The sequence below is a fragment of the Nocardia sp. NPDC058658 genome (assembly GCF_042716665.1).
Taxonomy (GTDB): domain Bacteria; phylum Actinomycetota; class Actinomycetes; order Mycobacteriales; family Mycobacteriaceae; genus Nocardia.
Map to the genome: position 1 here is coordinate 13346 of NZ_JBHXRR010000036.1, position 22968 is coordinate 36313.

The 22968-nt window shown below is 66.6% G+C and carries 22 protein-coding genes; all 22 read left to right on the plus strand.

Going from position 1 to position 22968, the window contains the following annotated elements; all coding sequences use genetic code 11:
* The first annotated feature begins 22 nt into the window (after positions 1–22).
* The 22 genes from lysA to murA all read left to right on the plus strand — a co-directional run bounded on the left by lysA (position 23) and on the right by murA (position 22845).
* The gene (gene lysA / locus ACFWUP_RS30050; RefSeq protein ID WP_379239347.1) at positions 23–1447 is read left to right on the plus strand and encodes a diaminopimelate decarboxylase; all 1425 of its coding nucleotides are present in this window, start codon (positions 23–25) and stop codon (positions 1445–1447) included.
* Positions 1444–2775 carry a homoserine dehydrogenase gene (locus ACFWUP_RS30055; protein ID WP_379239348.1) on the plus strand — a complete coding sequence of 444 codons (1332 nt, stop codon included), beginning with the start codon at positions 1444–1446 and terminating at the stop codon, positions 2773–2775. Before lysA ends, ACFWUP_RS30055 begins: the two co-directional genes overlap by 4 nt.
* Entirely contained in the window at positions 2772–3866 is a 1095-nt protein-coding gene (gene thrC / locus ACFWUP_RS30060; RefSeq protein ID WP_379239349.1) for a threonine synthase, read from the plus strand. Before ACFWUP_RS30055 ends, thrC begins: the two co-directional genes overlap by 4 nt.
* 22 nt (positions 3867–3888) lie before the next feature.
* A complete protein-coding gene (gene thrB / locus ACFWUP_RS30065) occupies positions 3889–4815 on the plus strand; it encodes a homoserine kinase (RefSeq protein ID WP_379239350.1) in 927 nt (308 codons plus the stop codon).
* Positions 4816–5082: 267 nt separating this feature from the next.
* Complete coding sequence (gene rho, locus ACFWUP_RS30070; protein ID WP_379239351.1) at positions 5083–7296, plus strand: transcription termination factor Rho; 2214 nt, start codon at positions 5083–5085, stop codon at positions 7294–7296.
* 212 nt (positions 7297–7508) lie between these two features.
* A complete protein-coding gene (gene rpmE, locus ACFWUP_RS30075) occupies positions 7509–7745 on the plus strand; it encodes a 50S ribosomal protein L31 (protein WP_379239352.1) in 237 nt (78 codons plus the stop codon).
* A 187-nt stretch (positions 7746–7932) separates the two neighbouring features.
* Positions 7933–9003, plus strand: a complete 1071-nt coding sequence (gene prfA, locus ACFWUP_RS30080; protein WP_379239353.1) for a peptide chain release factor 1 — start codon at positions 7933–7935, stop codon at positions 9001–9003.
* A gap of 128 nt (positions 9004–9131) precedes the next feature.
* Positions 9132–10028, plus strand: a complete 897-nt coding sequence (gene prmC, locus ACFWUP_RS30085) for a peptide chain release factor N(5)-glutamine methyltransferase (RefSeq protein ID WP_379239354.1) — start codon at positions 9132–9134, stop codon at positions 10026–10028.
* A 359-nt stretch (positions 10029–10387) separates the two neighbouring features.
* Positions 10388–11053 carry an L-threonylcarbamoyladenylate synthase gene (locus tag ACFWUP_RS30090; protein ID WP_379239355.1) on the plus strand — a complete coding sequence of 222 codons (666 nt, stop codon included), beginning with the start codon at positions 10388–10390 and terminating at the stop codon, positions 11051–11053.
* Positions 11054–11066: 13 nt separating this feature from the next.
* Positions 11067–12197 carry an MraY family glycosyltransferase gene (locus tag ACFWUP_RS30095; RefSeq protein WP_379239356.1) on the plus strand — a complete coding sequence of 377 codons (1131 nt, stop codon included), beginning with the start codon at positions 11067–11069 and terminating at the stop codon, positions 12195–12197.
* A 28-nt stretch (positions 12198–12225) separates the two neighbouring features.
* Positions 12226–12684, plus strand: a complete 459-nt coding sequence (locus ACFWUP_RS30100) for a hypothetical protein (protein ID WP_379239357.1) — start codon at positions 12226–12228, stop codon at positions 12682–12684.
* Positions 12685–12970: 286 nt separating this feature from the next.
* Positions 12971–13825: a F0F1 ATP synthase subunit A gene (gene atpB / locus ACFWUP_RS30105; protein WP_379239358.1), complete on the plus strand. Its 855-nt coding sequence runs from the start codon at positions 12971–12973 to the stop codon at positions 13823–13825.
* Positions 13826–13897: 72 nt separating this feature from the next.
* Positions 13898–14146, plus strand: a complete 249-nt coding sequence (locus tag ACFWUP_RS30110) for an ATP synthase F0 subunit C (RefSeq protein ID WP_357146760.1) — start codon at positions 13898–13900, stop codon at positions 14144–14146.
* A gap of 5 nt (positions 14147–14151) precedes the next feature.
* Positions 14152–14706, plus strand: coding sequence for a F0F1 ATP synthase subunit B (locus ACFWUP_RS30115; RefSeq protein WP_379239359.1), 555 nt, complete (start codon positions 14152–14154; stop codon positions 14704–14706).
* A 19-nt stretch (positions 14707–14725) separates the two neighbouring features.
* Positions 14726–15538 carry a F0F1 ATP synthase subunit delta gene (locus ACFWUP_RS30120; protein WP_379239360.1) on the plus strand — a complete coding sequence of 271 codons (813 nt, stop codon included), beginning with the start codon at positions 14726–14728 and terminating at the stop codon, positions 15536–15538.
* 67 nt (positions 15539–15605) lie between these two features.
* Positions 15606–17246 (plus strand): F0F1 ATP synthase subunit alpha, encoded by a 1641-nt coding sequence (gene atpA / locus ACFWUP_RS30125; protein WP_379239361.1) that lies wholly within the window; start codon positions 15606–15608, stop codon positions 17244–17246.
* A 135-nt stretch (positions 17247–17381) separates the two neighbouring features.
* Entirely contained in the window at positions 17382–18353 is a 972-nt protein-coding gene (locus tag ACFWUP_RS30130; RefSeq protein ID WP_379239362.1) for a F0F1 ATP synthase subunit gamma, read from the plus strand.
* A 25-nt stretch (positions 18354–18378) separates the two neighbouring features.
* Positions 18379–19827: a F0F1 ATP synthase subunit beta gene (gene atpD / locus ACFWUP_RS30135; RefSeq protein WP_379239363.1), complete on the plus strand. Its 1449-nt coding sequence runs from the start codon at positions 18379–18381 to the stop codon at positions 19825–19827.
* Between the two features lie 6 nt (positions 19828–19833).
* Positions 19834–20211: a F0F1 ATP synthase subunit epsilon gene (locus ACFWUP_RS30140; RefSeq protein WP_379239364.1), complete on the plus strand. Its 378-nt coding sequence runs from the start codon at positions 19834–19836 to the stop codon at positions 20209–20211.
* A gap of 184 nt (positions 20212–20395) precedes the next feature.
* Complete coding sequence (locus ACFWUP_RS30145) at positions 20396–20824, plus strand: DUF2550 domain-containing protein (protein ID WP_379239365.1); 429 nt, start codon at positions 20396–20398, stop codon at positions 20822–20824.
* 70 nt (positions 20825–20894) lie between these two features.
* Positions 20895–21473, plus strand: coding sequence for a cob(I)yrinic acid a,c-diamide adenosyltransferase (locus ACFWUP_RS30150; protein ID WP_379239366.1), 579 nt, complete (start codon positions 20895–20897; stop codon positions 21471–21473).
* Between the two features lie 91 nt (positions 21474–21564).
* The gene (murA, locus tag ACFWUP_RS30155; RefSeq protein ID WP_379239367.1) at positions 21565–22845 is read left to right on the plus strand and encodes a UDP-N-acetylglucosamine 1-carboxyvinyltransferase; all 1281 of its coding nucleotides are present in this window, start codon (positions 21565–21567) and stop codon (positions 22843–22845) included.
* Positions 22846–22968 lie beyond the last annotated feature (123 nt).

Sequence of the window (22968 nt, forward strand, 5' to 3'; positions counted from 1 at the left end):
CTTTCAGGAAGGACGCACAACGATGAGTGGTGCACACCCGGCCGGTCCCCGGCACGCAGAGATCCCGCACGCACCGAGTCTGGCCGAGCGCCCGACCGACCCGCGCGAGATGATCGACCTCCCGGCCAACGTGTGGCCGCGCAACGCCGCGCGCGGTGACGACGGTGTGGTTCGGCTCGCGGGCGTGCCCGTCACCGAGCTGGCCGAGCAGTACGGCACTCCGCTGTTCGTGATCGACGAAGACGACTTCCGCTCGCGCTGCCGCGACATGGTCGCCGCGTTCGGGCCGAACGCTCGCGTGCACTACGCGTCGAAGGCGTTCCTGTGCGGCGAGATCGCGCGCTGGATCCGCGACGAGGGCCTTTCGCTCGACGTGTGCTCCGGCGGTGAGCTGGCGGTCGCGTTGAACGCGGGTTTCCCGGCTGAGCGAATTGCCTTGCACGGCAACAACAAATCGGTCATCGAGCTCGAAGCGGCTGTCACGGCCGGGGTCGGGCACGTGGTGGTCGACTCGCTCTACGAGATCGAGCGCCTCGAAGCGGTCGCCGGTGCGGCGGGCGTGGTGCAGGACGTGCTGGTCCGCGTAACCGTCGGCGTCGAAGCCCACACCCACGAGTACATCTCGACCGCGCACGAGGACCAGAAGTTCGGCTTCTCGATCGCCGGTGGCGACGCGATGGAAGCCCTCGCGCGCGTGTTCGAGGCCGACAACCTGCGCCTGGTCGGTCTGCACAGCCACATCGGCTCGCAGATCTTCGAACTCGACGGCTTCGAGATCGCCGCGCGTCGCATGCTCGGCCTGCTGCGCGAGGCCATCGACAAGTTCGGCATCGACCGCACCGCGCAGATCTCGACCCTTGATCTCGGTGGCGGCCTCGGCATTTCGTACCTGCCGAGCGACAACCCGCCGCCGCTGGGCGAATTCGCCACCAACCTGCGCGCCCTGGTCGCCGCTGAAGCTGTCCGCGCCGGGCTGCCCGAGCCGACCATCGCTGTCGAGCCGGGTCGCGCCATCGCGGGCCCCGGCACCGTCACCCTCTACGAGGTCGGCACGATCAAGGATGTCGAACTCGACGGTGGCGCGCGCCGTCGCTACGTCAGCGTGGACGGTGGGATGAGCGACAATATCCGCCCCGCGCTGTACCAGGCCGACTACGATTGCCGTCTGGTCTCGCGCTCGTCGGACGCTCACGCGGTCGTCGCTCGCGTGGTCGGAAAGCATTGCGAGAGTGGCGATATCGTCATTCGCGACACCTGGATGCCCGCGGACGCGGCCCCCGGTGACCTGGTGGCCGTGGCGGCGACCGGTGCGTACTGCTATTCGATGTCGAGCCGCTACAACCTGCTCACCCGGCCCGCCGTGGTCGCGGTGCGTGACGGTGCGTCTCGACTGATTCTGCGCCGGGAAACGGTGGCGGACCTGCTCAGCCTGGAGGTGGAAGAATGAACGGCACCAATGACGCGGGACGCCCGCTGGGTGTAGCCGTACTCGGGATGGGCACTGTCGGTACCGAGGTGGTTCGTGTCCTGCGCGATCACGCCGATGACCTGCGTTCGCGCGTGGGAGCGCCGCTCGTGCTGCGCGGTGTCGCGGTGCGCGACATCAGCAAGGACCGCGGTGTGCCCGCCGAGTTGCTCACCACCGATGCCGAGGCGCTGCTGGCTCGCGACGATGTCGACCTGGTGGTCGAGGTCATGGGCGGCATCGATCCGGCCCGCAAGCTGATCGGCGACGCACTGGCCGCGGGCAAGTCCGTGGTCACCGCCAACAAGGCGCTGCTGGCCGACTACACCGGCGAACTCGCCGCCGCCGCCGAGGGCAGCCGCGCCGACCTGTACTTCGAGGCCGCCGTCGCCGGTGCGATCCCGGTGGTCCGCCCGCTCATCCAGTCGCTCTCGGGTGACCGGGTGAACAAGGTCGTCGGCATCGTCAACGGCACCACCAACTTCATCCTGTCGGCGATGGACGAGACCGGCGCCGCCTACGACGACGTGCTCGCCGAGGCCACCGCGCTCGGCTACGCCGAAGCCGACCCCACCGCCGACGTCGAGGGCTACGACGCCGCCGCCAAGGCCGCCATCCTGGCCTCGCTGGCCTTCCACACCCGCGTGACCGCGGCCGATGTCTATCGCGAGGGCATCTCCAAGATCACCGCCGAGGACCTCGAGACCGCCGACGCGGTGGGCTGCACGGTGAAGCTGCTCGCCATCTGTGAGCGCGTCCCCGGTGAGCCGAGCGCGGCCGAGGGCGGCAAGGATCGCGTCTCGGTGCGTGTGTACCCGGCGCTGATCCCGCGCAAGCACCCCCTTGCCTCGGTCAACGGCGCGTTCAACGCTGTGGTCGTCGAAGCCGACAATGCCGGTCGCCTGATGTTCTACGGGCAGGGTGCCGGTGGCGCCCCGACCGCGTCGGCCGTGCTCGGTGACCTGGTGATGGCCGCGCGCAACAAGTTCTACGGTGGTCGCGCACCCGGCGAATCGGTCTATGCTGAGCTGCCGATCGCGCCGATCGGCGACACCCCCACCCGCTACCACGTGAACCTGCAGGTGGAGGACCGTCCCGGCGTGCTCGCCGCGGTCGCCGACACCTTCGCCCAGCACGGGGTGAGCATCTCGACCGTGCGTCAGCAGGGCCACGGCGACGGCGCCCGGCTGGTCGTCGTCACCCACCATGCGGTGGAATCGTCGCTGGCAGATACTGTCGCAGTACTGGCGGACATGGAATCCGTGACCGCTGTGACCAGCGTTCTAAGACTGGAAGGCACCGAAGAATGAGCTCCACCGGCATCGCCCCCCAGACCGGCGTGCACTCGCGCTGGCCCGGTCTGATCGCTGCCTACCGCGACCGCCTGGCCGGTGCGGCCGACTGGGAGCCGGTGACCCTGTTCGAGGGCGGCACCCCGCTGGTTCCCGCGCCGTACCTGTCCGAACTCACCGGGTGCGAGGTGTACCTCAAGGTCGAGGGCGCCAACCCGACGGGTTCGTTCAAGGACCGCGGCATGACCATGGCGATGACCGACGCCAAGTACCGCGGCCAGAAGGCCGTGCTGTGCGCGTCGACCGGCAACACCTCGGCCTCGGCCGCGGCGTACGCCACCCGCGCGGGCATGGAATGCGCGGTGCTGATCCCGCAGGGCAAGATCGCGATGGGCAAGCTGGCCCAGGCCGTGATGCTCGGCGCCAAGATCATCCAGGTCGAGGGCAACTTCGACGACTGCCTCGAGCTGGCGCGCAAGGTGACCGCGGAATTCCCGCAGGTCGGCCTCGTGAACTCGGTGAACCCGGCCCGCATCGAAGGTCAGAAGACCGCCTCGTTCGAGATCTGTGACGTGCTCGGCAAGGCCCCCGATGTGCACGTCCTGCCGGTCGGCAACGCGGGCAACATCACCGCCTACTGGCGCGGATACCGCGAATACCACGCCGACGGCATCACCAAGGTGCTGCCGCGCATGCTCGGTGTGCAGGCCGCCGGTGCCGCGCCGCTGGTCAACGGCGCGCCGGTGAAGGACCCGGAGACCATCGCCACCGCCATCCGGATCGGCGCCCCCGCGTCGTGGAACGGTGCGATGGAAGCCAAGGAGCAGTCCGGTGGCGCGTTCCGCGCGGCCACCGACGACGAGATCCTGGCCGCCTACCGCCTCGTCGCTGCGCACGAAGGCGTCTTCGTCGAGCCCGCCTCGGCCGCGAGCGTGGCCGGTCTGCTGGCAGCGCGCAAGGAAGGCTGGCTGGATTCGGGCCTGACCGTCGTGTGCACCGTCACCGGCAACGGTCTCAAGGATCCCGACAACGCGCTGGCCGGAATGCCGGAGGTCAAGCCGATCGCCGTCGACCCGATCGCGATCGCGCGCGAACTCGAGCTGGCCTGAGTTGAGCCGCGAGCCCGCCCTGATGACAGCGACGCTGCCCGCCGGTCTCGAAGTGACCGTGCGTGTTCCCGCCTCCACGGCCAACCTCGGACCCGGATTCGATTGCCTCGGAATGGCATTGGGCATCTACGACGAAATCGTGGTGCGCACTACCGAATCCGGACTCGAGATCCGGGTCGAGGGTGAAGGCGCCGACGACGTGCCTTGGGGCCCAACACATCTGGTGGTTCGCGCGATCGAGCGCGGACTGGAATCGCTGGGTGTGTGGGCCGACGGTCTCGACGTGGTGTGTCGCAACGTGATTCCGCACTCGCGCGGCCTGGGTTCCAGCGCGTCGGCCGTGGTCGGGGGCCTGGCCGCCGGTGCGGGGCTGGCCGCGAAGTTCGACCCCGCGCTGCGCATGGACGACGACCGGCTCGTGCAGCTGGCCTCGGAATTCGAAGGCCACCCCGACAATGCCGCGGCCAGCGTGCTCGGCGCGATCGTCGTGTCGTGGACCGAAACCGATGCCGCGCAGGCTCGCGCCTACCGGGCCGTGCGCCTCGACCCGGCGGCCGCGCTGCGCCCGGTGGTGCTCATCCCGCAGGAGCGCTCCTCCACCGCGCACACCCGCGGGCTGCTGCCAGAGCAGGTGCCCCACGGTGACGCGGCGTTCAACGTGAGCAGGGCGGCGCTGGCCGTCGTCGCGCTCACCGAACGCCCCGATCTGCTCATGGCGGCCACCGCCGACCGGCTGCACCAGACCCAGCGTGCCCCCGCGCTACCGCTCACCACGAAGTGGATCGAGCTTCTTCGCGCGGCGGGAATCGCGGCGACGGTCTCGGGCGCCGGTCCGACAATTCTCGCCATGACCACCGAAGAATTCCCCGATGACCTGCGCAAACAGGCCGAATCGGACGGTCTGCGCGTGGTCGAGCCGGGGATTGCCGACGGGGTATCGATCGCTTGACGGCGTGCCTGCCTTGCCGTTGTTCGCAATAGGCAGCTATTCTGGGCAAGTCCGTACATCGTGCGCATCCGACGCCGGTGCTTCATCAGGGCAATCGCTCCCCTCACCACTGTCTTCTGGTGGCGAAGCCTCCGGTCCTCGCGCGACGGGTAGTACGGCACAGGCGTCGAACATGGACGCATAATCCGAGCTCGGCATATGTTGCCGGGTCTACGGAACGGAACCCTCGAATCAGCACACGGCATTCGAGGGAAGGAAAGGACTTCCGTGACAGAAACGGACCTGCTCGCGACACCCGGGGTGGATTCCAACCCTACGAACTCGGGCAGCCGCGAAAGTGAATCCGGACAGATTTCGAAAATGAGCGAACAAACCGACGTCGCACGATCGGGGCTGACTGGAATGCTGTTGCCGCAGTTGCGCGCACTGGCGGGGGAGCTCGGTATCCGAGGTACCTCCGGAATGCGTAAGGGCGATCTCATCGCCGCTATCAAGGAAAATCAATCCGGGGCGCCTGCCAAGAACGACGCGCCTGCCAAGGGCGACAAGCCCGCTGCGGCGCCGGTCGTGAACGAAGCGCCTGCCAAGAACGACGCGCCTGCCAAGAACGACGCGCCCGTCAAGAACGACGCGCCCGTCAAGAACGACGCGCCCGCGAAGGCGGACCGCTCCGCCAAGGCCGAGAAGCAGGCCGCGCCCGCCGAGAAGCAGGCCGCGCCCGCCGAGAAGCAGGCGACCGCCGAGGTCAAGGCCCCCGAGGCCACGACCGCGCAGGCGCCGGCCGAGCAGGTCAAGACCGAGCAGGTCAAGACCGACGCCCCCGCCGACGCAGGCGAGGAATCCGGACGCGAGAGCGGCCAGCGTGGTCGTGGCAGGCAGCGCCGTGGTCGTGACCAGGCCCGTTCCGGTGGCGGCGACAACGCCCCCGCCGAGAACCGCGCGCCCGCCGAGGAGACCAAGCAGGCCGACAAGGCCGAGGGTGGCGACTCCGGCGATCGTCGACGCGAGCGCAACGACCGCAACGGTTCCGACCGCGGCGAGCGCAACGACCGTGGCGGCAACGACCGCAACAACAACGACCGCAACGGCAACGACCGTGGCGAGCGTGCCGGTAGCGACCGTAATCAGAACGAGCGCAACCAGAATCAGAGCCAGAACGGCAACAGCGGCGGCAATCGCGGTCCCCGCGACGACCGCGGTGGTGACGACGAGGAAGGCGGCCGCGGTCGCCGGGGTCGTCGATTCCGCGAGCGTCGTCGTGGTCGTGACCGCGACGGTGGTCCCGTCGGCGGCGGTGGTCAGTCCGAGGCGCGCGATTACGACATCCGCGAAGACGACGTCCTGCAGCCGGTCGCCGGCATCCTCGATGTCCTCGACAACTACGCGTTCGTGCGGACCTCCGGCTACCTCGCCGGCCCCAACGACGTGTACGTGTCGATGAACCTGGTCCGCAAGAACGGCCTGCGCCGCGGTGACGCGATCACCGGTGCGGTGCGCGCCCCGCGCGACGGCGAGCAGAACAACCAGCGACAGAAGTTCGACCCGCTGGTTCGCCTGGACACGGTGAACGGTGGCGAGCTGGAAGCGGCGCGTCGTCGCCCGGACTTCCAGAAGCTCACCCCGCTGTACCCGAACGAGCGACTGCGTCTGGAAACCACCCAGAACAAGCTCACCACGCGCGTGATCGACCTGATCATGCCGATCGGTAAGGGTCAGCGTGCGCTGATCGTGTCCCCGCCCAAGGCGGGTAAGACCACGATCATGCAGGACATCGCCAACGCGATCGCGATCAACAACCCCGAGTGCTACCTCATGGTTGTCCTGGTCGACGAACGTCCCGAAGAGGTCACCGACATGCAGCGTTCGGTGAAGGGTGAGGTCATCGCCTCCACCTTCGACCGCCCGCCGGGTGACCACACCTCCGTCGCCGAGCTCGCCATCGAGCGCGCGAAGCGTCTGGTGGAGATGGGCAAAGACGTTGTGGTGCTGCTCGATTCGATCACCCGATTGGGTCGTGCGTACAACAACTCCTCGCCTGCCTCGGGCCGCATCCTGTCCGGTGGTGTCGACTCGACCGCGCTGTACCCGCCGAAGCGTTTCCTCGGCGCGGCCCGCAACATCGAGAACGGTGGCTCGCTCACCATCATCGCCACGGCGATGGTGGAGACCGGTTCCACCGGCGACACGGTGATCTTCGAAGAGTTCAAGGGCACCGGCAACGCCGAGCTCAAGCTCGATCGCAAGATCGCCGAGCGGCGCGTGTTCCCGGCTGTGGACATCAACCCGTCGAGCACCCGCCACGACGAGCTGCTGCTCTCGCCCGACGAGATGGCCGTGGTGCACAAGCTGCGTCGCGTGCTGTCGGGTCTGGACTCGCACCAGGCGATCGATCTGCTGATGGATCGGCTGCGCAAGTCGAAGAACAACCTCGAGTTCTTGATGACGGTCTCCAAGACCGCACCGAGCGCTCTCGACGAGTGATCGTCTAGATACGCGACAAGGGCCTCGCTTCGGCGGGGCCCTTGCTGTTTTCCGGGGGAACAAAGCCCGGGCAGCGGGTGTTCAACAGGGGTCTGGCATACTGGACAACTGTGTGTCTGCGAGTTCTTGCAGACATCCCGCCTAGTCGGTTCCGGTTCACGTACTCCACTCCATGGGGATACGACCCGGCGACCATTATCGAGAGGACGCCCATGAAGGCAGGAATCCACCCCACGTATGTCGAGACCACCGTTGTGTGTGGTTGCGGCAACTCGTTCCAGACTCGCTCGACCAAGGAGTCCGGCCAGATCTCCGTCGAGGTCTGCTCGCAGTGCCACCCGTTCTACACGGGCAAGCAGAAGATCCTCGACACCGGCGGCCGCGTGGCCCGCTTCGAGGCTCGCTACGGCAAGCGTCCCGGTGCCAAGAAGACCGAAGACGCCTCCTAGTTACCTCCCCCGACGCCCGGTACTGCTTGCGCAGGCCGGGCGTCGGTGGTTTTCCTAGGCCTGGTTTTCGGCCGCCTCGATCTGGACTGACCAGAGGGTGCGACGAAGGAGTGCCCGGCGGGAGGGAAGATCGAGGTTAATAGGCCGAAAACCTGCGGCACCAGCCGCCGAAATCAGAGGACTTCACGTGACGCAGCCGTCCGCAATCGACGACATCCTGGCCGAGTACGCGGGCCTGGAGATGCAGCTCGCTGATCCGTCGTTGCACAACGACGCGGGTGCGGCGCGACGGGTGGGGAAGCGGTTCGCCGAATTGGCGCCGGTGATGAGCACCTATCGCAAGCTCGAGGCCGTGCGCGATGATCTCGAGGCCGCCCGTGAGCTGGCCTCCGATGACGCGTCGTTCGCGGCGGAGGTGCCGGGGCTGGAATCGCAGCTGGTGGAGTTGGAGCAGGCCCTGGCGGATCTGCTCGCCCCCCGCGACCCGCACGACGGCGACGATGTGGTGCTCGAGGTGAAGTCCGGCGAAGGCGGCGAGGAATCGGCGCTGTTCGCGGCCGATCTGGCGCGCATGTACATCCGCTACGCCGAGCGGCACGGCTGGAAGGTGGAGACGCTCGACGTCACCTACTCCGACCTGGGCGGATACAAGGACGCGACGCTGTCGATCAAGAGCAAGGACGCCGCGCGCGACGGCGTGTGGTCGCGATTCAAGTTCGAGGGCGGGGTGCACCGGGTGCAGCGCGTGCCGGTGACCGAATCGCAGGGCCGCATCCACACCTCCGCCGCCGGCGTGCTGATCTACCCGGAGCCCGACGAGGTCGAGCAGGTGCAGATCGACGAGACCGACCTGCGCATCGACGTCTACCGGTCCTCCGGCAAGGGCGGCCAGGGCGTCAACACCACCGACTCCGCGGTCCGCATCACCCACTTGCCCTCCGGCATCGTGGTGACCTGCCAGAACGAACGCTCCCAGCTCCAGAACAAGGCCCGCGCCATGCAGGTCCTCGCGGCCAGGCTGCAGGCACTGGCCGAGGAACAGGCCGACCAGGAAGCCGCCGCCGGTCGCGCGAGCCAGATCCGCACGGTCGACCGCTCCGAACGCATCCGCACCTACAACTTCCCGGAGAACCGGATCGCCGACCACCGCATCGGCTTCAAATCCCACAACCTCGACGCCGTCCTGGACGGCGACCTCGACCCCCTCCTCGACGCCCTCGGCAAGGCCGACCGCGACGCCCGCATGGCAGCGGAGTAACCGTCACCCACTGGTCAGTTGATCACCATGCACTGGTGCATTTCCCTTCTCGGGCGATGCTTGCCTCAGTACATGGTGATCGACTGACCAGGACGGCCACGACGCTGCGGGCGGGTGCTCGCCGCGAGATGTTCGACGATGATGAGGAGGGTTACGTGACTGAGCGCATTCGGCTCCGTTCGTTGATCATCGAGGCCGCTGAGGTGTTGGCCGAGGCGGGTGTCGGTTCGCCGATGCCCGATGCGGAGAACCTGGCCGCCTACGTGCTCGAGACCGAGCGCATGCGGTTGGCGTTGATCCCGATGGTCGAGCCCGAGATCGCCGACCGGTACCGGGCGCTGATCGAACAGCGCGCCGCGCGAATTCCCTTGCAGCACTTGACCGGAACGGCCGCGATGGGCGAGATCGACCTCGCCGTCGGCCCCGGCGTTTTCGTCCCGCGTCCGGAGACGGAACTGTTGTTTGCGTGGGCGCTGGCCTACCTCGAGACCCTCCCGCACGACCACGCCCCGATCGTCGTCGACCTGTGCACCGGCTCGGGCGCACTGGCACTGGCCATCGCCCACGCCCGCCCCGACGCCGAGGTCCACGCCGTCGAACTCGACCCCGATGCCCTCACCTGGGCCCGCCGCAACGCCGACACCCGCATCGCCGACGGCGACACCCCGATCACCCTGCACGCCGACGACGTCACCGACCCCGCGCTGCTCACCTCGCTGAACGGCCGCGTCGACCTCGTCGTCTCCAATCCGCCCTACATCCCCGAAGCCGCGACCCTCGACCCCGAGGTAGCCGACCACGACCCCCACCGCGCCCTCTTCGGCGGGCCGGACGGCCTCGACGTCATCCGGGCGATGGTCCCGACCATCGCCCGCCTGCTCCGCCCCACCGGCGCCACCGCCATCGAACACGACGACACCAACGGTGGGGGAGTAGCGGCTCTGCTGACCGCAGCCGATTTCGTCGACGTCGTCGAACACCCCGATCTCGCGGGCAAACCCCGCTTCGTCGTCGCCCACCGCTGATTGTGCGGGCGGTCCAGCGTCGGACCGCAGCCCGGTCGTCACCGACAGCCTCACCGGGCGCTGCCAGCAAACACCGGCCGCAGCCATGCAACGGACTTGGCCCGCACGGATCGCGGCGATTCGGTGACGGTGTGAGTGGCCGCCACGAGCACGTCGACACAGCCGAGGCCTGGCAACTTTGTCAGATCACCCAATTGCCGGGCCCGCGCCCGAACCCGGTCGCCGGGCAATCGGCCAGCACACTTCGGGCATCAGGTGGCCGGTCGTGCCCAAAGTCCCCCGACACTCCGCCGTCAGCCTGGGAGTTAGACTCTTGCGCGCACCAACGACCGAAAAATTCGCGGAGAGGCGGAGACGCTGTGAGTACCGTCTATGACTGTGCCGAGAGCGACTCGCGGGCCGCTGGAATCACCGCTGCGACCAGCGCGCTGAAATCCGGTCGACTGGTCGTCATGCCGACCGACACGCTCTACGGCCTCGCCGCCGACGCGTTCGATTCGTCCGCGGTGAGCGATCTGCTGGCCGCCAAGCGACGTGGCCGCGATATGCCCGTCCCGGTGCTCGTCGGCTCGTGGCACACCATCGATGGCCTGGTGTTCTCGGTGCGGCCGCAGGCGCGGGATCTGATTCGCGCGTTCTGGCCCGGTGCGCTGAGTCTTGTTGTGCAGGCGGCACCTTCGCTGGCGTGGGATCTCGGCGATACCCGCGGCACGGTGATGTTGCGGATGCCGTTGCATCCGGTGGCGCTGGAACTGTTGCGTGAGGTCGGGCCGCTGGCGGTGTCGAGTGCCAATGTGTCGGGGCAGCCGCCCGCGACCACGGCGGCCGACGCGCGCGAGCAGTTGGGGTCGCTGGCGAGTGTGTATCTGGACGGCGGGCCCGCCGAACACGCGGTGGCCTCGACGATCGTCGATCTCACCGCGGATCAGCCGCGGGTGTTGCGGGAGGGTGCTGTGTCGGTGGCCGATATCGCGGAGGTGCTCGGGATGGTGCCGGAAGCCCTGATCAGCTCCGCGCAGCGGTGATCGCACGCCACTGATGAGCTCAGTCGTCCCCCTGCGCGAGCTACTGCTCGTGCTGCTCGTCTCGGCCACGGTGACCTTTCTGGCCACCGGCGGTGTGCGGGTGCTCGCCATCGCATTCGGCGCGGTGGCGGTGCCTCGTGAGCGCGATGTGCACGTGAAGCCGGTACCGCGCATGGGCGGTGTCGGCATGTATGTCGGCGTCGTCGCCGCGGTGTTGTTCGCACACCAATTGCCCGCGCTGCGAAGAGGTTTCGACTACGCCCCGGATATTCCGGCGGTGTTGGTCGCCGCGACGATCATCGTGCTGGTCGGCATCGTCGACGACCGCTGGGGTCTGGACGCGCTCACCAAATTCGTCGGCCAGATCACCGCGGCGGGCGTGATGGCCGTGATGGGCCTGAGCTGGTACGTGATCTACAACCCGTTCAACGACACCACTGTCGTGCTCGACGCGCTGCAGGGCGGGCTGGTCACCGTCGCGATCACCGTCACCCTGGTGAATGCGATGAACTTCGTCGACGGTCTGGACGGCCTTGCCGCGGGCCTCGGTTTGATCTGCGCGGGCGCGGTTTTCGTGTTCTCCATCGGTTTGCTCTACGACCAGGGCGGCTCGGTGGACACCTATCCGCCCGCGTTGCTGGCCGCCGCGCTGGCGGGCGCCTGCCTCGGATTTCTGCCGCACAATTTCTCGCCCGCGAGAATATTCATGGGCGATACCGGCTCGATGATGATCGGTTTGATCTTGGCCGCGGTATCAACCGGCGCTTCGGGGCGAATTCCGCTGCAGGGTTACGGCCCGCGCGACATTGTGGGTTTGCTGTCGCCGCTGTTGCTGGTCGGTGCGGTGATGTTCATTCCGGTGCTCGATCTGTTGCTGGCGATCGTGCGCCGGGTGCGCGCGGGCGTGAGTTTCTCCACACCGGACAAAATGCATCTGCATCACCGATTGCTGCAGATCGGACATTCACACCGGCGCGTGGTCCTGCTGATCTATTTATGGGTCGGCGTACTCGCCTTCGGCGCGGTGGGAACTTCACTGATGGACCGGCGACTCGTTGTGCTGCTGGTGGCGGGCGGATTGGTGTTCGCGCTGCTGGTGACCGCGATCCCGTCGGTGCGCAGGTCCGAGTCGGCAAAGAGCTGAGTTCGGCGCGCAAGGTAAAGTTCCGCGCGTGAGCTTTACACCCGAAACCGTGCCAGGCCCCGACGCCCCTCTGCGCGCCGCGCTGCGCTACGGGCTGATCGGGCTCGGTGTGCTCGTCGTCGTCTCGGTGGCGATCGCCTCCGCCGTGGCCGGGATGCCCGGTCTGTGGGGCGCGCTGCTCGGCTCCGCGATCGGCGGTGGGTTCATTCTCACCACGGTCGTCGCGGTGCTGATCGGCGCCAAGCTGCCGCCCACCATGGCGGGTGCGGTGATGCTGGTCAGCTGGGTCGGCAAGATGCTGGTGGCGCTGCTGGTGATCGTGGTGCTCAACCAGTTCGACTTCTACAGCAGGCCCGCGCTGTTCTTTACGGTGGTGGGAGCCCTGCTGATCGTGCTTGGCGCCGAGACGTACGGCGTTGTGAGCCAGAAGGTTCCGTACGTCACGACACGCGCGGGAGACGGCGAAACGGCTTCCGAGCAGGAATAATCCCACCCAGCTACACACTGTCGTAGATAGCTTGGTAAAGTGTTGGTAAGCAAGCACCCAAGCTAGAGGCTGGCACCGACAAACTCGGGGCATCGCCTCGGGTTACCAGGGGGGATCATCGAGATCCCACCCGGTGCCGCTATGCTTACTGCCGATCCGGGTGAAATATATCCGGTTGAAGCATGTCGACGATGTCGCCGACGCCCGATCAGTAGCTGTACGGGTTACACCGTACGAGCGGCTGTCGAATTTCGAGCCGACAAGAGTCGACCCCCATTGATCGTCAATGTCCGATCGAACCGCGGGAATGACCGTCGTACCCGCGGCCCGAACACGGGAGAGAACGCTGAGCGTCATCACTTTGGCGGCGGGCGAGTTTCACGCGCCATCGCTGTCCGACTTCTACCCTCCAGCAGTGCTGTTCGCGGGGACGCCGTTCGAACTCGATCGCCTGATGCTGGTCCGTCTATTGATGACCGCCGTTCTGGTGGCCGTCTTCGTGCTGGCTTTCCGGTCGCCGAAGATCGTGCCCCGCGGTCTGCAGAACGTGATGGAAGCCGGTGTGGTTTTCGTCAAGGAGCAGATCGCCGACGAGGTACTCGGTAAGGAATCCGGCAAGAAGTTCCTGCCGCTGATCGCGACGATCTTCTTCACGGTTCTGTTCCTGAACTTCTCCGGCGTGATTCCCGGGCTGAACATCTCGTCCAACGCGCGCATCGGCATGCCGATCGTTCTGGCCGCGATCGTGTACATCACCTACAACTACGTCGGCATCCGGAAGTATGGATTCTTTTCCTACATCCGCCACAGCATCGTTGTCCCCGACGTGCCGGTCGCGCTGCACCTGCTGCTGATCCCGATCGAGTTCATCTCGACGTTCATCCTGCGCCCGTTCACGCTGACCGTGCGTCTCATGGCCAACATGCTGGCCGGCCACATCATGCTGGTGCTGTTCTTCAGCGCGACGTGGTTCTTCCTGTTCGACGCCACCTCGTGGATGAAGGTGTTCTCGCCCTTCTCGCTGCTGGCCGGCATCGGCTTCACTCTCTTCGAGCTGCTGGTGATCTTCCTGCAGGCCTACGTTTTCGCGCTGCTGGCTGCCGTATACATCGGCCAGTCGCAGCACGCTGCCGACCACTGACCTGACTGACCAACGACCGGAAACCTGCTACACACGCCGACCGGCGGGTGAGCAACAGAAAGGGAAAGATTCATGAGCCTCGCTTACCTGGCCCAGGAAGCCGCGAACACCGAGAGCACCTTCAAGGGCTTCGGCGCCCTCGGCTACGGTCTGGCCGCGATCGGCCCCGGCATCGGCGTGGGTATCGTCGTCGGTAAGGCCATCGAAGGCATCGCTCGTCAGCCCGAGCTGTCCGGCCAGATCCGCACCACGATGTTCCTCGGTATCGCGTTCACCGAGGCCCTGGCGCTGATCGGCCTCGTCGCCGGCTTCATCTTCTGATTCCGATGCGCGAATTCATCACGCTCGCCGCAGAGGGAGAGGATGTGAATCCCCTCCTCCCCGCAACGTACGACATCGTCTGGTCGATCGTCTGTATCGCCGTCGTCGGCGTGCTCTTCTGGAAATACGTGATCCCGCGTGTGACCAAGACACTCGAAGAGCGCACGGACAAGATCGAAGGCGGTATCGCCAGGGCCGAAGCAGCCCAGGCAGAGGCACAGCAGACGCTGCAGCAGTACCAGCAGCAGCTGGCCGACGCCCGGCTCGAGGCCGCGCGCATCCGTGAGGAAGCACGCACCCAGGGTCAGCAGATCCTCGCGCAGATGCGCACGGATGCCCAGGCCGAAAGCGACCGTATCGTCGCCGCCGGTCACTCCCAGCTGGAAGCCCAGCGCCAGCAGATCCTGACGGAGCTGCGTTCCGAGGTCGGCCGTACGGCCGTCGACCTGGCCGAGAAGATCATCGGTCAGTCTGTTTCGGACGAAGCCAAGCAGGCGGCGTCGATCGACAAGTTCCTCAGCGAACTCGACGACACCGACGCCATCGGGGTCGGAAGGTAGCGACGCGAAAGTGAGAAGCATGTACGCAGCGAGCCGCGAGGCCAGTACCCGGTCTCGCGAGGCGCTTCGGGTCGCTCTGACCGGAAGCGAAACTGTTGCGGCCACAACGGGGTCGGAACTGTTCGCCGTTGTCGCCGTGCTGGACGACCAGCGTTCGCTGCGTGTGGCGCTCGCGGACTCCTCGGTGCCGGGTTCGGCGCGCGCTGAACTCAGTGAGCGGATCTTCGGCGGCAAGGTCAGCGCTGCCACGCAGGCAGTGCTGACCACCGCGGTGGCGCAGAACTGGTCACGCACCCGCGATCTGGTCGACACCCTGGTGCTGCTCGGGCAGGAGGCTCTGCTGGAGTCCGCTGCCGTCGGCGGCCGTCAGGACGCGGTGGAGGACGAGCTGTTCCGGCTCGGACGCATCGTGGCCGACAACCCGAAGCTGGAGCAGGCACTGTCCGATCAGGGAAAGCCCGCCTCGGCGCGGCGCGAACTGATCGTCCGGTTGCTCAACGGCAAGGTCGAGCCGGTCACCCTGGCGCTGGCCGAGCAGGCGGTGACCCGCCTGCGGACCAACAACATCGGCGTCGCCTTCGACGCCCTGTCCGATCTGGCGGCGGCCCGTCGTGACCAGATCGTCGCCCACGTGAACTCGGCGGTCGAGCTGAACGATCTGCAGAAGGCGAAGCTGTCGGCTTCCCTGCAGCGGATCTACGGCAAGGCGGTCACCGTGCACGTGCAGGTCGACCCGACGCTGCTGAGCGGCGTCGTCGTCCGCGTCGGAGACGACGTGATCGACGGCAGCGCCACCGGCCGACTGGAGAAGCTGCGTCGCGCGCTGTCCTGAAAAGGCTACGCGCACAGCAACTTCCCCCATCCCCGACATTCGAGACCACAGCGAGAGCAGGAACAACATGGCGGAGCTGACGATCTCCTCCGACGAGATCCGTAGCGCGATCGAGAGCTACACCCAGAGCTACACCCCGGAAACCTCCATCGAAGAAGTCGGCCTCGTGACCGATACCGGCGACGGTATCGCCCACGTCAGCGGTCTGCCTTCGGCGATGGCCAACGAGCTGCTCGAGTTCCCCGGCGGGGTTCTCGGCGTCGCGCTGAACCTCGAGGACACCAACATCGGTGCCGTCATCCTCGGCGAGTACGCCTCGCTCGAGGAGGGCCAGCAGGTCCGTCGCACCGGCGACGTGCTCTCGGTTCCCGTGGGTGACAAGTTCCTCGGTCGCGTCGTCAACCCGCTCGGCCAGCCGATCGACGGCCTGGGCGAGATCGAGTCCGACGAGCGCCGCGTGCTGGAGCTGCAGGCCGCGTCCGTGCTGGAACGTCAGCCGGTCGAAGAGCCGCTGGCCACCGGTATCACCGCGATCGACGCGCTGACGGCCATCGGCCGCGGCCAGCGTCAGCTGATCATCGGCGACCGCAAGACCGGCAAGACCGCCGTCGCGATCGACGCGATCCTGAACCAGAAGGCGAACTGGGAAACCGGCGACGTCAACAAGCAGGTTCGCTGCATCTACGTCGCGATCGGCCAGAAGGGCTCCACCATCGCGGGCGTCAAGTCCGCGCTCGAGGAGCACGGCGCGATGGAGTACACCACCATCGTGGCCGCCCCCGCCTCTGACTCGGCCGGCTTCAAGTGGCTGGCTCCGTACACCGGTTCGGCCATCGGCCAGCACTGGATGTACCAGGGCAAGCACGTCCTCATCGTGTTCGACGACCTGACCAAGCAGGCCGAGGCGTACCGCGCCATCTCGCTGCTGCTGCGTCGTCCGCCGGGCCGCGAGGCCTACCCCGGTGACGTGTTCTACCTGCACTCCCGCCTGCTGGAGCGTTGCGCGAAGCTGTCCGACGCCATGGGCGGCGGCTCGATGACCGGTCTGCCGATCATCGAGACCAAGGCCAACGACGTCTCGGCGTTCATCCCGACCAACGTCATCTCCATCACCGACGGCCAGGTCTTCCTCGAGTCCGACCTGTTCAACAAGGGCGTCCGCCCGGCGATCAACGTCGGTACCTCGGTCTCCCGTGTCGGTGGCGCAGCCCAGACCAAGGCCATGAAGAAGGTCGCCGGTTCGCTGCGTCTGGAAATGGCGCAGTACCGCGAGCTGGAGGCGTTCTCCGCCTTCGCCTCCGACCTCGACGCCGCGTCGCTGGCGCAGCTCGAGCGTGGCGCCCGCTGGGTCGAGCTGCTCAAGCAGGACCAGTACTCGCCGGTCTCGGTCGAGGATCAGGTCGTCTCGATCTACCTGGTCGACGCCGGTTTCTACGAGTCGGTGCCCGTCGAAGACGTGCGTCGCTTCACCGCCGAGCTGCTCGAGTACCTGCACGGCGCGACCCAGAGCTCGTTCGACGCGCTCGAGGGTGGCAAGAAGCCCCTCGCGGGCGAAGCCGCCGACGCGATCAAGGCCGAGACCGAGAAGTTCAAGCAGGGCTTCCTGGATTCGAACGGCAAGCGCATCGTGAACGAGGCCGCCGCGGGCGAGCTCGACCACGAAGAGGTCGAGTCGCTGTCGGTCACTCGCAAGCACGTCGACAAGTAAGCCGGGTTCATGATGTCGGCAATTTCCGATCGGCGCGGTATTCGCGTCAGGGCACGGAGGAGGCAGCGTGCGTAACCACGTAGTGCCCCGCGAATGCCGCAATCGAACTCAGCATGAGGGGAGTGTGAACCGCTAGTGGCTAGTTTGCGCGAATTGCGCTCCCGCATTCGTGGTGTGAATTCGATCAAGAAGATCACCAAGGCTCAGGAACTGATCGCGACCTCGCGAATTTCCAAGGCCCAGGCCAGGGTTGCGGCTGCCAAGCCGTACGCCGAGGAGATCACCAAGGTCCTCGGCGAACTGGCGAGCGCTTCGAAGAACCTGTCGCACCCGCTGCTGACCGAGCGTCCCAACGCTCGTCGGGCCGCTGTCCTGGTGATCACCAGTGACAGCGGTATGTGCGGTGGCTACAACTCGAACGTGCTCAAGCGCGCCGAAGAGCTCATGACCACGCTGCGTGGCGACGGCAAAGAACCTGTTGTGTACGTGATGGGCAGCAAGGGCATCACCTACTACCGGTTCCGCAACCGTGCGCTGCAGGCATCGTGGTTCGGGTTCTCTCAGCAGCCCAAGTACACCGATGCGTCGTCCGCGTGCAAGCACCTGGTCGAGGCCTTCATGGCCGGCTCCGACGGCGAAGTCGAATCGCTGGACGGCACCGGAACCATCGAGGGTGTCGACGAGCTGCACATCGTGTACACGAAGTTCGTGTCGATGCTGACCCAGACCCCGGAGGTGCGTCGTCTGGCGCCGATCCAGGTCAGCTTCGTCGACGAGAACTACGAACTCGGCGACGACATCATGTCGGACGCGCCGAACGTGGTGGTGTCGGCACAGTACGAGTTCGAGCCGGATGCCGACGTGCTGCTGGGGGCTCTGCTGCCCAAGTACGTCAACACACGCATCTACGCAGCGTTGCTCGAGGCAGCGGCATCCGAGTCCGCGGCTCGGCGCACCGCAATGAAGGCGGCCACCGATAACGCCAACGAGCTGGCCAATGTGCTCCAGCGCGAGGCGAACTCGGTGCGTCAGGCCCAGATCACGCAGGAAATCAGCGAAATCGTCGGCGGCGTCAATGCGCTGGCGTCGAGCTCGGACCGCGACTAAACGCGCAGGAAGTGAATCCAAACCAATGACCGCAGCTGTCACTAAGGACAACGCGAGCCAGGTGGGCGAAACCGCCGGCCGGGTCGTCCGTGTCATCGGCCCCGTCGTGGACGTCGAGTTCCCGCGTGGTGCCATCCCCGAGCTCTTCAACGCTCTGCACACCGACATCAAGCTCGCGTCGGTGGCCAAGACCCTGACCCTCGAGGTCGCTCAGCACCTCGGCGACAACATCGTGCGCACCATCTCGATGCAGCCGACCGATGGTCTGGTCCGTGGCGCGATCGTCACCGATACGGGTAAGCCGATCTCGGTGCCCGTCGGCGACATCGTCAAGGGCCACGTGTTCAACGCGCTGGGCGACTGCCTCGACACTCCCGGCCTCGGCCGCGATGGCGAGCAGTGGGGCATCCACCGTCAGCCGCCGAGCTTCGACCAGCTCGAGGGCAAGACCGAGATCCTCGAGACCGGCGTCAAGGTCATCGACCTGCTGACCCCGTACGTCAAGGGCGGCAAGATCGGTCTGTTCGGTGGTGCCGGTGTCGGCAAGACCGTGCTGATCCAGGAGATGATCACCCGTATCGCTCGCGAGTTCTCGGGCACCTCGGTGTTCGCGGGCGTCGGTGAGCGTACCCGTGAGGGCACCGACCTCCACCTGGAAATGGAAGAGATGGGCGTCCTCCAGGACACCGCCCTAGTCTTCGGCCAGATGGACGAGCCGCCGGGCACGCGTATGCGTGTCGCCCTGTCCGCGCTGACGATGGCGGAGTACTTCCGCGACGTCAAGGGCCAGGACGTGCTGCTGTTCATCGACAACATCTTCCGTTTCACCCAGGCCGGTTCCGAGGTCTCGACCCTGCTGGGTCGCATGCCTTCGGCCGTGGGTTACCAGCCGACGCTGGCGGACGAGATGGGTCAGCTCCAGGAGCGCATCACCTCGACCAAGGGTCGCTCGATCACCTCGCTGCAGGCGATCTACGTCCCCGCCGACGACTACACCGACCCGGCGCCGGCGACCACCTTCGCCCACCTGGATGCGACGACCGAGCTTTCCCGCCCGATCTCGCAGAAGGGCATCTACCCGGCCGTCGACCCGCTGACCTCGACCTCTCGTATCCTCGAGGCTTCGATCGTCGGCGAGCGCCACTTCCGGGTCGCCAACGAGGTCAAGCGGATCCTGCAGAAGTACAAGGAACTGCAGGACATCATCGCCATCCTCGGCATGGACGAGCTCTCCGAAGAGGACAAGGTCCTCGTCGGTCGCGCCCGTCGCCTGGAGAAGTTCCTCGGTCAGAACTTCATCGTCGCCGAGAAGTTCACCGGCCAGGTCGGCTCGGTCGTTCCGCTGGAACAGACCATCGACGACTTCGACCGTGTCTGCAAGGGCGAGTTCGATCACTACCCGGAGCAGGCGTTCAACTCCTGCGGTGGTCTCGACGACGTCGAGGCAGCCGCGAAGAAGATCCTCGGGAAGTAGTCCACTATGGCGGAGATGACAGTTGATCTCGTAGCTGTGGAACGCAAGCTCTGGTCCGGCCAGGCTTCGTTCGTCAGCGCGCAGACCACCGAGGGTCAGATCGGCATCATGGCAGGCCACGAGCCGCTGCTCGGTCAGCTCGTCGAGGGCGGCACGGTTTCGATCGTGTCGACCGACGGCGAGCGGATCGTCGCCGCGGTGCACGGCGGCTTCTTCTCGGTCACCGCCGACACCGTTCGGGTGCTGGCCGAGTCCGCGGATCTCGCGGGCGAGGTCGACGTCGACGCGGCGCGCAAGGTGCTGTCCGACGAGAGCGCCACCGAGGTCCAGCTGCGTGCGGCCAAGGGCCAGGTGCGCGCGGTCGAAGCGACCGTGACCGACTGATCGCAGTAAGTACTGACGCCCTGCCGGCGAGGAACTTCGGTTCCTCGCCGGCAGAGTTGTTTATCGGGCCTGTCGCCAGGGAAAGGCGGTCCGCCCGATTTGCCCTCGAGCGCGCGTGATTGAATGGGACAGCGGGTCTTGGGCACCGGCAAGAGCGAAAGGGCGTACGGCATTGCAAACCGGGATGGTTCTCCTGATCATTCTGGTGCTGACGCTCGTGTTCGTAGCCGGTGCGTCGACTTATCGCCTGGTGATGTTGCGCCGCGGGGGCACGGCCGCGCTCCTACGCACCCTGCCTGCGCGCGGCGGCCAAGGCTGGCGCCATGGGCTCATTCGCTACGACGAGGATCGCCTCGTCTTCTTCAAACTGACCAGCCTGAAATTCGGTCCCGATTCGACCGTGCATCGCCAGGGTCTCGAGATAGTCGAGCGCCGTGCGCCCCAGGGCGACGAATTCGACATCATGACCGATGACATCGTGGTGGTAGCCGTCACCGATCCGCAGAACAGTTTCGAGCTCGCGCTCGACCGCGGTTCGATGGCGGCTTTTCTGTCCTGGGTGGAGTCGCGGCCTTCCGATCGCGCCCGCCGAACTCGCGGAGGACCGGCATGAGCGGTCAGCGCCCGGAGGCGGCAGCTTGCGTAACCACGCAGGGTGCCCGAGCATGCCGATTGGATACAGCATGAGCGTGCATCTGACCCGGATCTACACCCGAACCGGTGATGACGGCACGACCGGCCTGAGCGATTTCTCCCGCGTCGGGAAGAACGATCCTCGGCTGATCGCCTACGCCGACTGCGACGAGGCCAATGCGGCCCTCGGGGTCGCTGTTGCCCTCGGTGCGCCGGAACCCGCGGTGCTGACGGTGCTGCGCCAGATCCAGAACGATCTGTTCGACGCGGGCGCCGACCTGTCCACCCCGGTTGTCGCCGAACCGAAGTACCCCCCGCTGCGCATCACCCAGCCCTATATCGACCGGCTCGAGAAGTGGTGCGACGAATTCAACGACGGTCTGGCACCGCTGAATTCGTTCATCCTGCCCGGCGGCACGCCGTTGGCTGCGTTGTTGCACACAGCCCGTACCGTCGTGCGCCGCGCCGAGCGATCCGCGTGGGCGGCCGTGGAAGCGCACCCCGACGACACCAGCGTGCTGCCCGCGAAGTACCTCAATCGGCTCTCGGACCTGCTGTTCATCCTCAGCCGGGCGACCAATCCCGCCGGCGATGTCCTGTGGCAGCCCGGTGGCGGCCTGCCGCGCTGAAAGTGACTCTCCGACGGTGAGAATCGGTCGGTTTCTTGTTGTTTCGTCGGCAGGGGGCGTGTCGTCGCGTGACGGTCGATAAGGTGGCGTGGTGAGCGAACGGTTTCTGGTCTCCGGCGGTAATCGACTCGTCGGCGAGGTCGCGGTCGGCGGCGCGAAGAACAGCGTGCTGAAGCTGATGGCTGCCTCGTTGCTGGCCGAGGGCACGACCACCATCACCAACTGCCCCGACATCCTCGATGTCCCGCTGATGGCGGAGGTGCTGCGCGGTCTCGGCTGCGATGTGACGATCTCCGACGACGTCAGCGGCGACAACTCGGTGGTGACGATCAATACCCCCGCCGAACCCAAATACCACGCGGACTTCCCGGCGGTGACCCAGTTCCGCGCCTCGGTGTGTGTGCTCGGCCCGCTGATGGCGCGCTGCAAACGCGCCGTGGTCGCACTGCCCGGCGGCGACGCGATCGGTTCGCGACCACTGGATATGCACCAGGCCGGGCTGCGACTGCTCGGTGCGACCAGCTCGATCGAGCACGGTTGCGTGGTGGCCTCGGCCGAACAGCTGCAGGGCGCCCGGATCCGCCTCGACTTCCCGTCGGTGGGCGCGACCGAGAACATCCTGATGGCCGCGGTGCTGGCCGAGGGGGAGACGGTCATCGACAACGCGGCACGCGAGCCCGACATCGTCGACCTGTGCAACATGCTCGTCCAGATGGGTGCGCGCATCGAAGGTGCCGGTTCCTCGGTACTCACCGTGCAGGGTGTGAAGAGCCTTTCGCCCACCACCCACCGGGTGATCGGCGACCGCATCGTCGCCGCCACCTGGGGGATCGCCGCCGCGATGACCACCGGCGATGTCCGGGTCACCGGCGTCAACCCCAAGCACCTGGCCCTGGTCCTGGACAAGCTGCGCTCCGCTGGTGCGCGAATCTCCTACGAGCCCAACGGTTTCCGGGTCGTGCAGGCCGAGCGTCCGCGTGCGGTGAACTTCGCGACGCTGCCGTTCCCCGGTTTCCCGACCGACCTACAGCCGATGGCCATCGGCCTGGCCGCCATCGCCGACGGCACCTCGATGATCACCGAGAACGTCTTCGAGGCGCGGTTCCGTTTCGTGGAGGAGATGATCCGACTCGGCTCCGACGCCAGGACCGACGGTCACCATGCGGTGGTCCGTGGGATTCCGCGTCTGTCGAGCGCGCCGGTGTGGTCTTCCGACATCCGCGCGGGTGCGGGTCTGGTGCTGGCCGGCCTGGTCGCCGACGGCGTCACCGAAGTCCACGACGTCTATCACATCGACCGCGGCTACCCCCGGTTCGTCGAGCAGATGCAGGCGCTCGGGGGACAGGTCGAACGGGTCGATACGCCGAAATAGGGCCTCTGACCAGCCGATTTGACTTCGTGTTGGTCGGCACGTAACTTTATTCGAGTCAGAGCGACACGGACACCGACTCAGCCGCCCAGCGGTTCGAGACACGAGGTAGGACGTTGAGCGCCT

Bases quoted from the DNA above. Each gene is read 5' to 3' on its own strand.
- lysA (WP_379239347.1), top strand. From the start codon at position 23: ATGAGTGGTGCACACCCGGCCGGTCCCCGGCACGCAGAGATCCCGCAC.
- ACFWUP_RS30055 (WP_379239348.1), top strand. From the start codon at position 1,444: ATGAACGGCACCAATGACGCGGGACGCCCGCTGGGTGTAGCCGTACTC.
- thrC (WP_379239349.1), top strand. From the start codon at position 2,772: ATGAGCTCCACCGGCATCGCCCCCCAGACCGGCGTGCACTCGCGCTGG.
- thrB (WP_379239350.1), top strand. From the start codon at position 3,889: ATGACAGCGACGCTGCCCGCCGGTCTCGAAGTGACCGTGCGTGTTCCC.
- rpmE (WP_379239352.1), top strand. From the start codon at position 7,509: ATGAAGGCAGGAATCCACCCCACGTATGTCGAGACCACCGTTGTGTGT.
- prmC (WP_379239354.1), top strand. From the start codon at position 9,132: ATGTTCGACGATGATGAGGAGGGTTACGTGACTGAGCGCATTCGGCTC.
- ACFWUP_RS30095 (WP_379239356.1), top strand. From the start codon at position 11,067: ATGAGCTCAGTCGTCCCCCTGCGCGAGCTACTGCTCGTGCTGCTCGTC.
- atpB (WP_379239358.1), top strand. From the start codon at position 12,971: ATGTCCGATCGAACCGCGGGAATGACCGTCGTACCCGCGGCCCGAACA.
- ACFWUP_RS30110 (WP_357146760.1), top strand. From the start codon at position 13,898: ATGAGCCTCGCTTACCTGGCCCAGGAAGCCGCGAACACCGAGAGCACC.
- ACFWUP_RS30115 (WP_379239359.1), top strand. From the start codon at position 14,152: ATGCGCGAATTCATCACGCTCGCCGCAGAGGGAGAGGATGTGAATCCC.
- ACFWUP_RS30120 (WP_379239360.1), top strand. From the start codon at position 14,726: ATGTACGCAGCGAGCCGCGAGGCCAGTACCCGGTCTCGCGAGGCGCTT.
- atpA (WP_379239361.1), top strand. From the start codon at position 15,606: ATGGCGGAGCTGACGATCTCCTCCGACGAGATCCGTAGCGCGATCGAG.
- atpD (WP_379239363.1), top strand. From the start codon at position 18,379: ATGACCGCAGCTGTCACTAAGGACAACGCGAGCCAGGTGGGCGAAACC.
- ACFWUP_RS30140 (WP_379239364.1), top strand. From the start codon at position 19,834: ATGGCGGAGATGACAGTTGATCTCGTAGCTGTGGAACGCAAGCTCTGG.
- ACFWUP_RS30145 (WP_379239365.1), top strand. From the start codon at position 20,396: ATGGTTCTCCTGATCATTCTGGTGCTGACGCTCGTGTTCGTAGCCGGT.
- ACFWUP_RS30150 (WP_379239366.1), top strand. From the start codon at position 20,895: ATGAGCGTGCATCTGACCCGGATCTACACCCGAACCGGTGATGACGGC.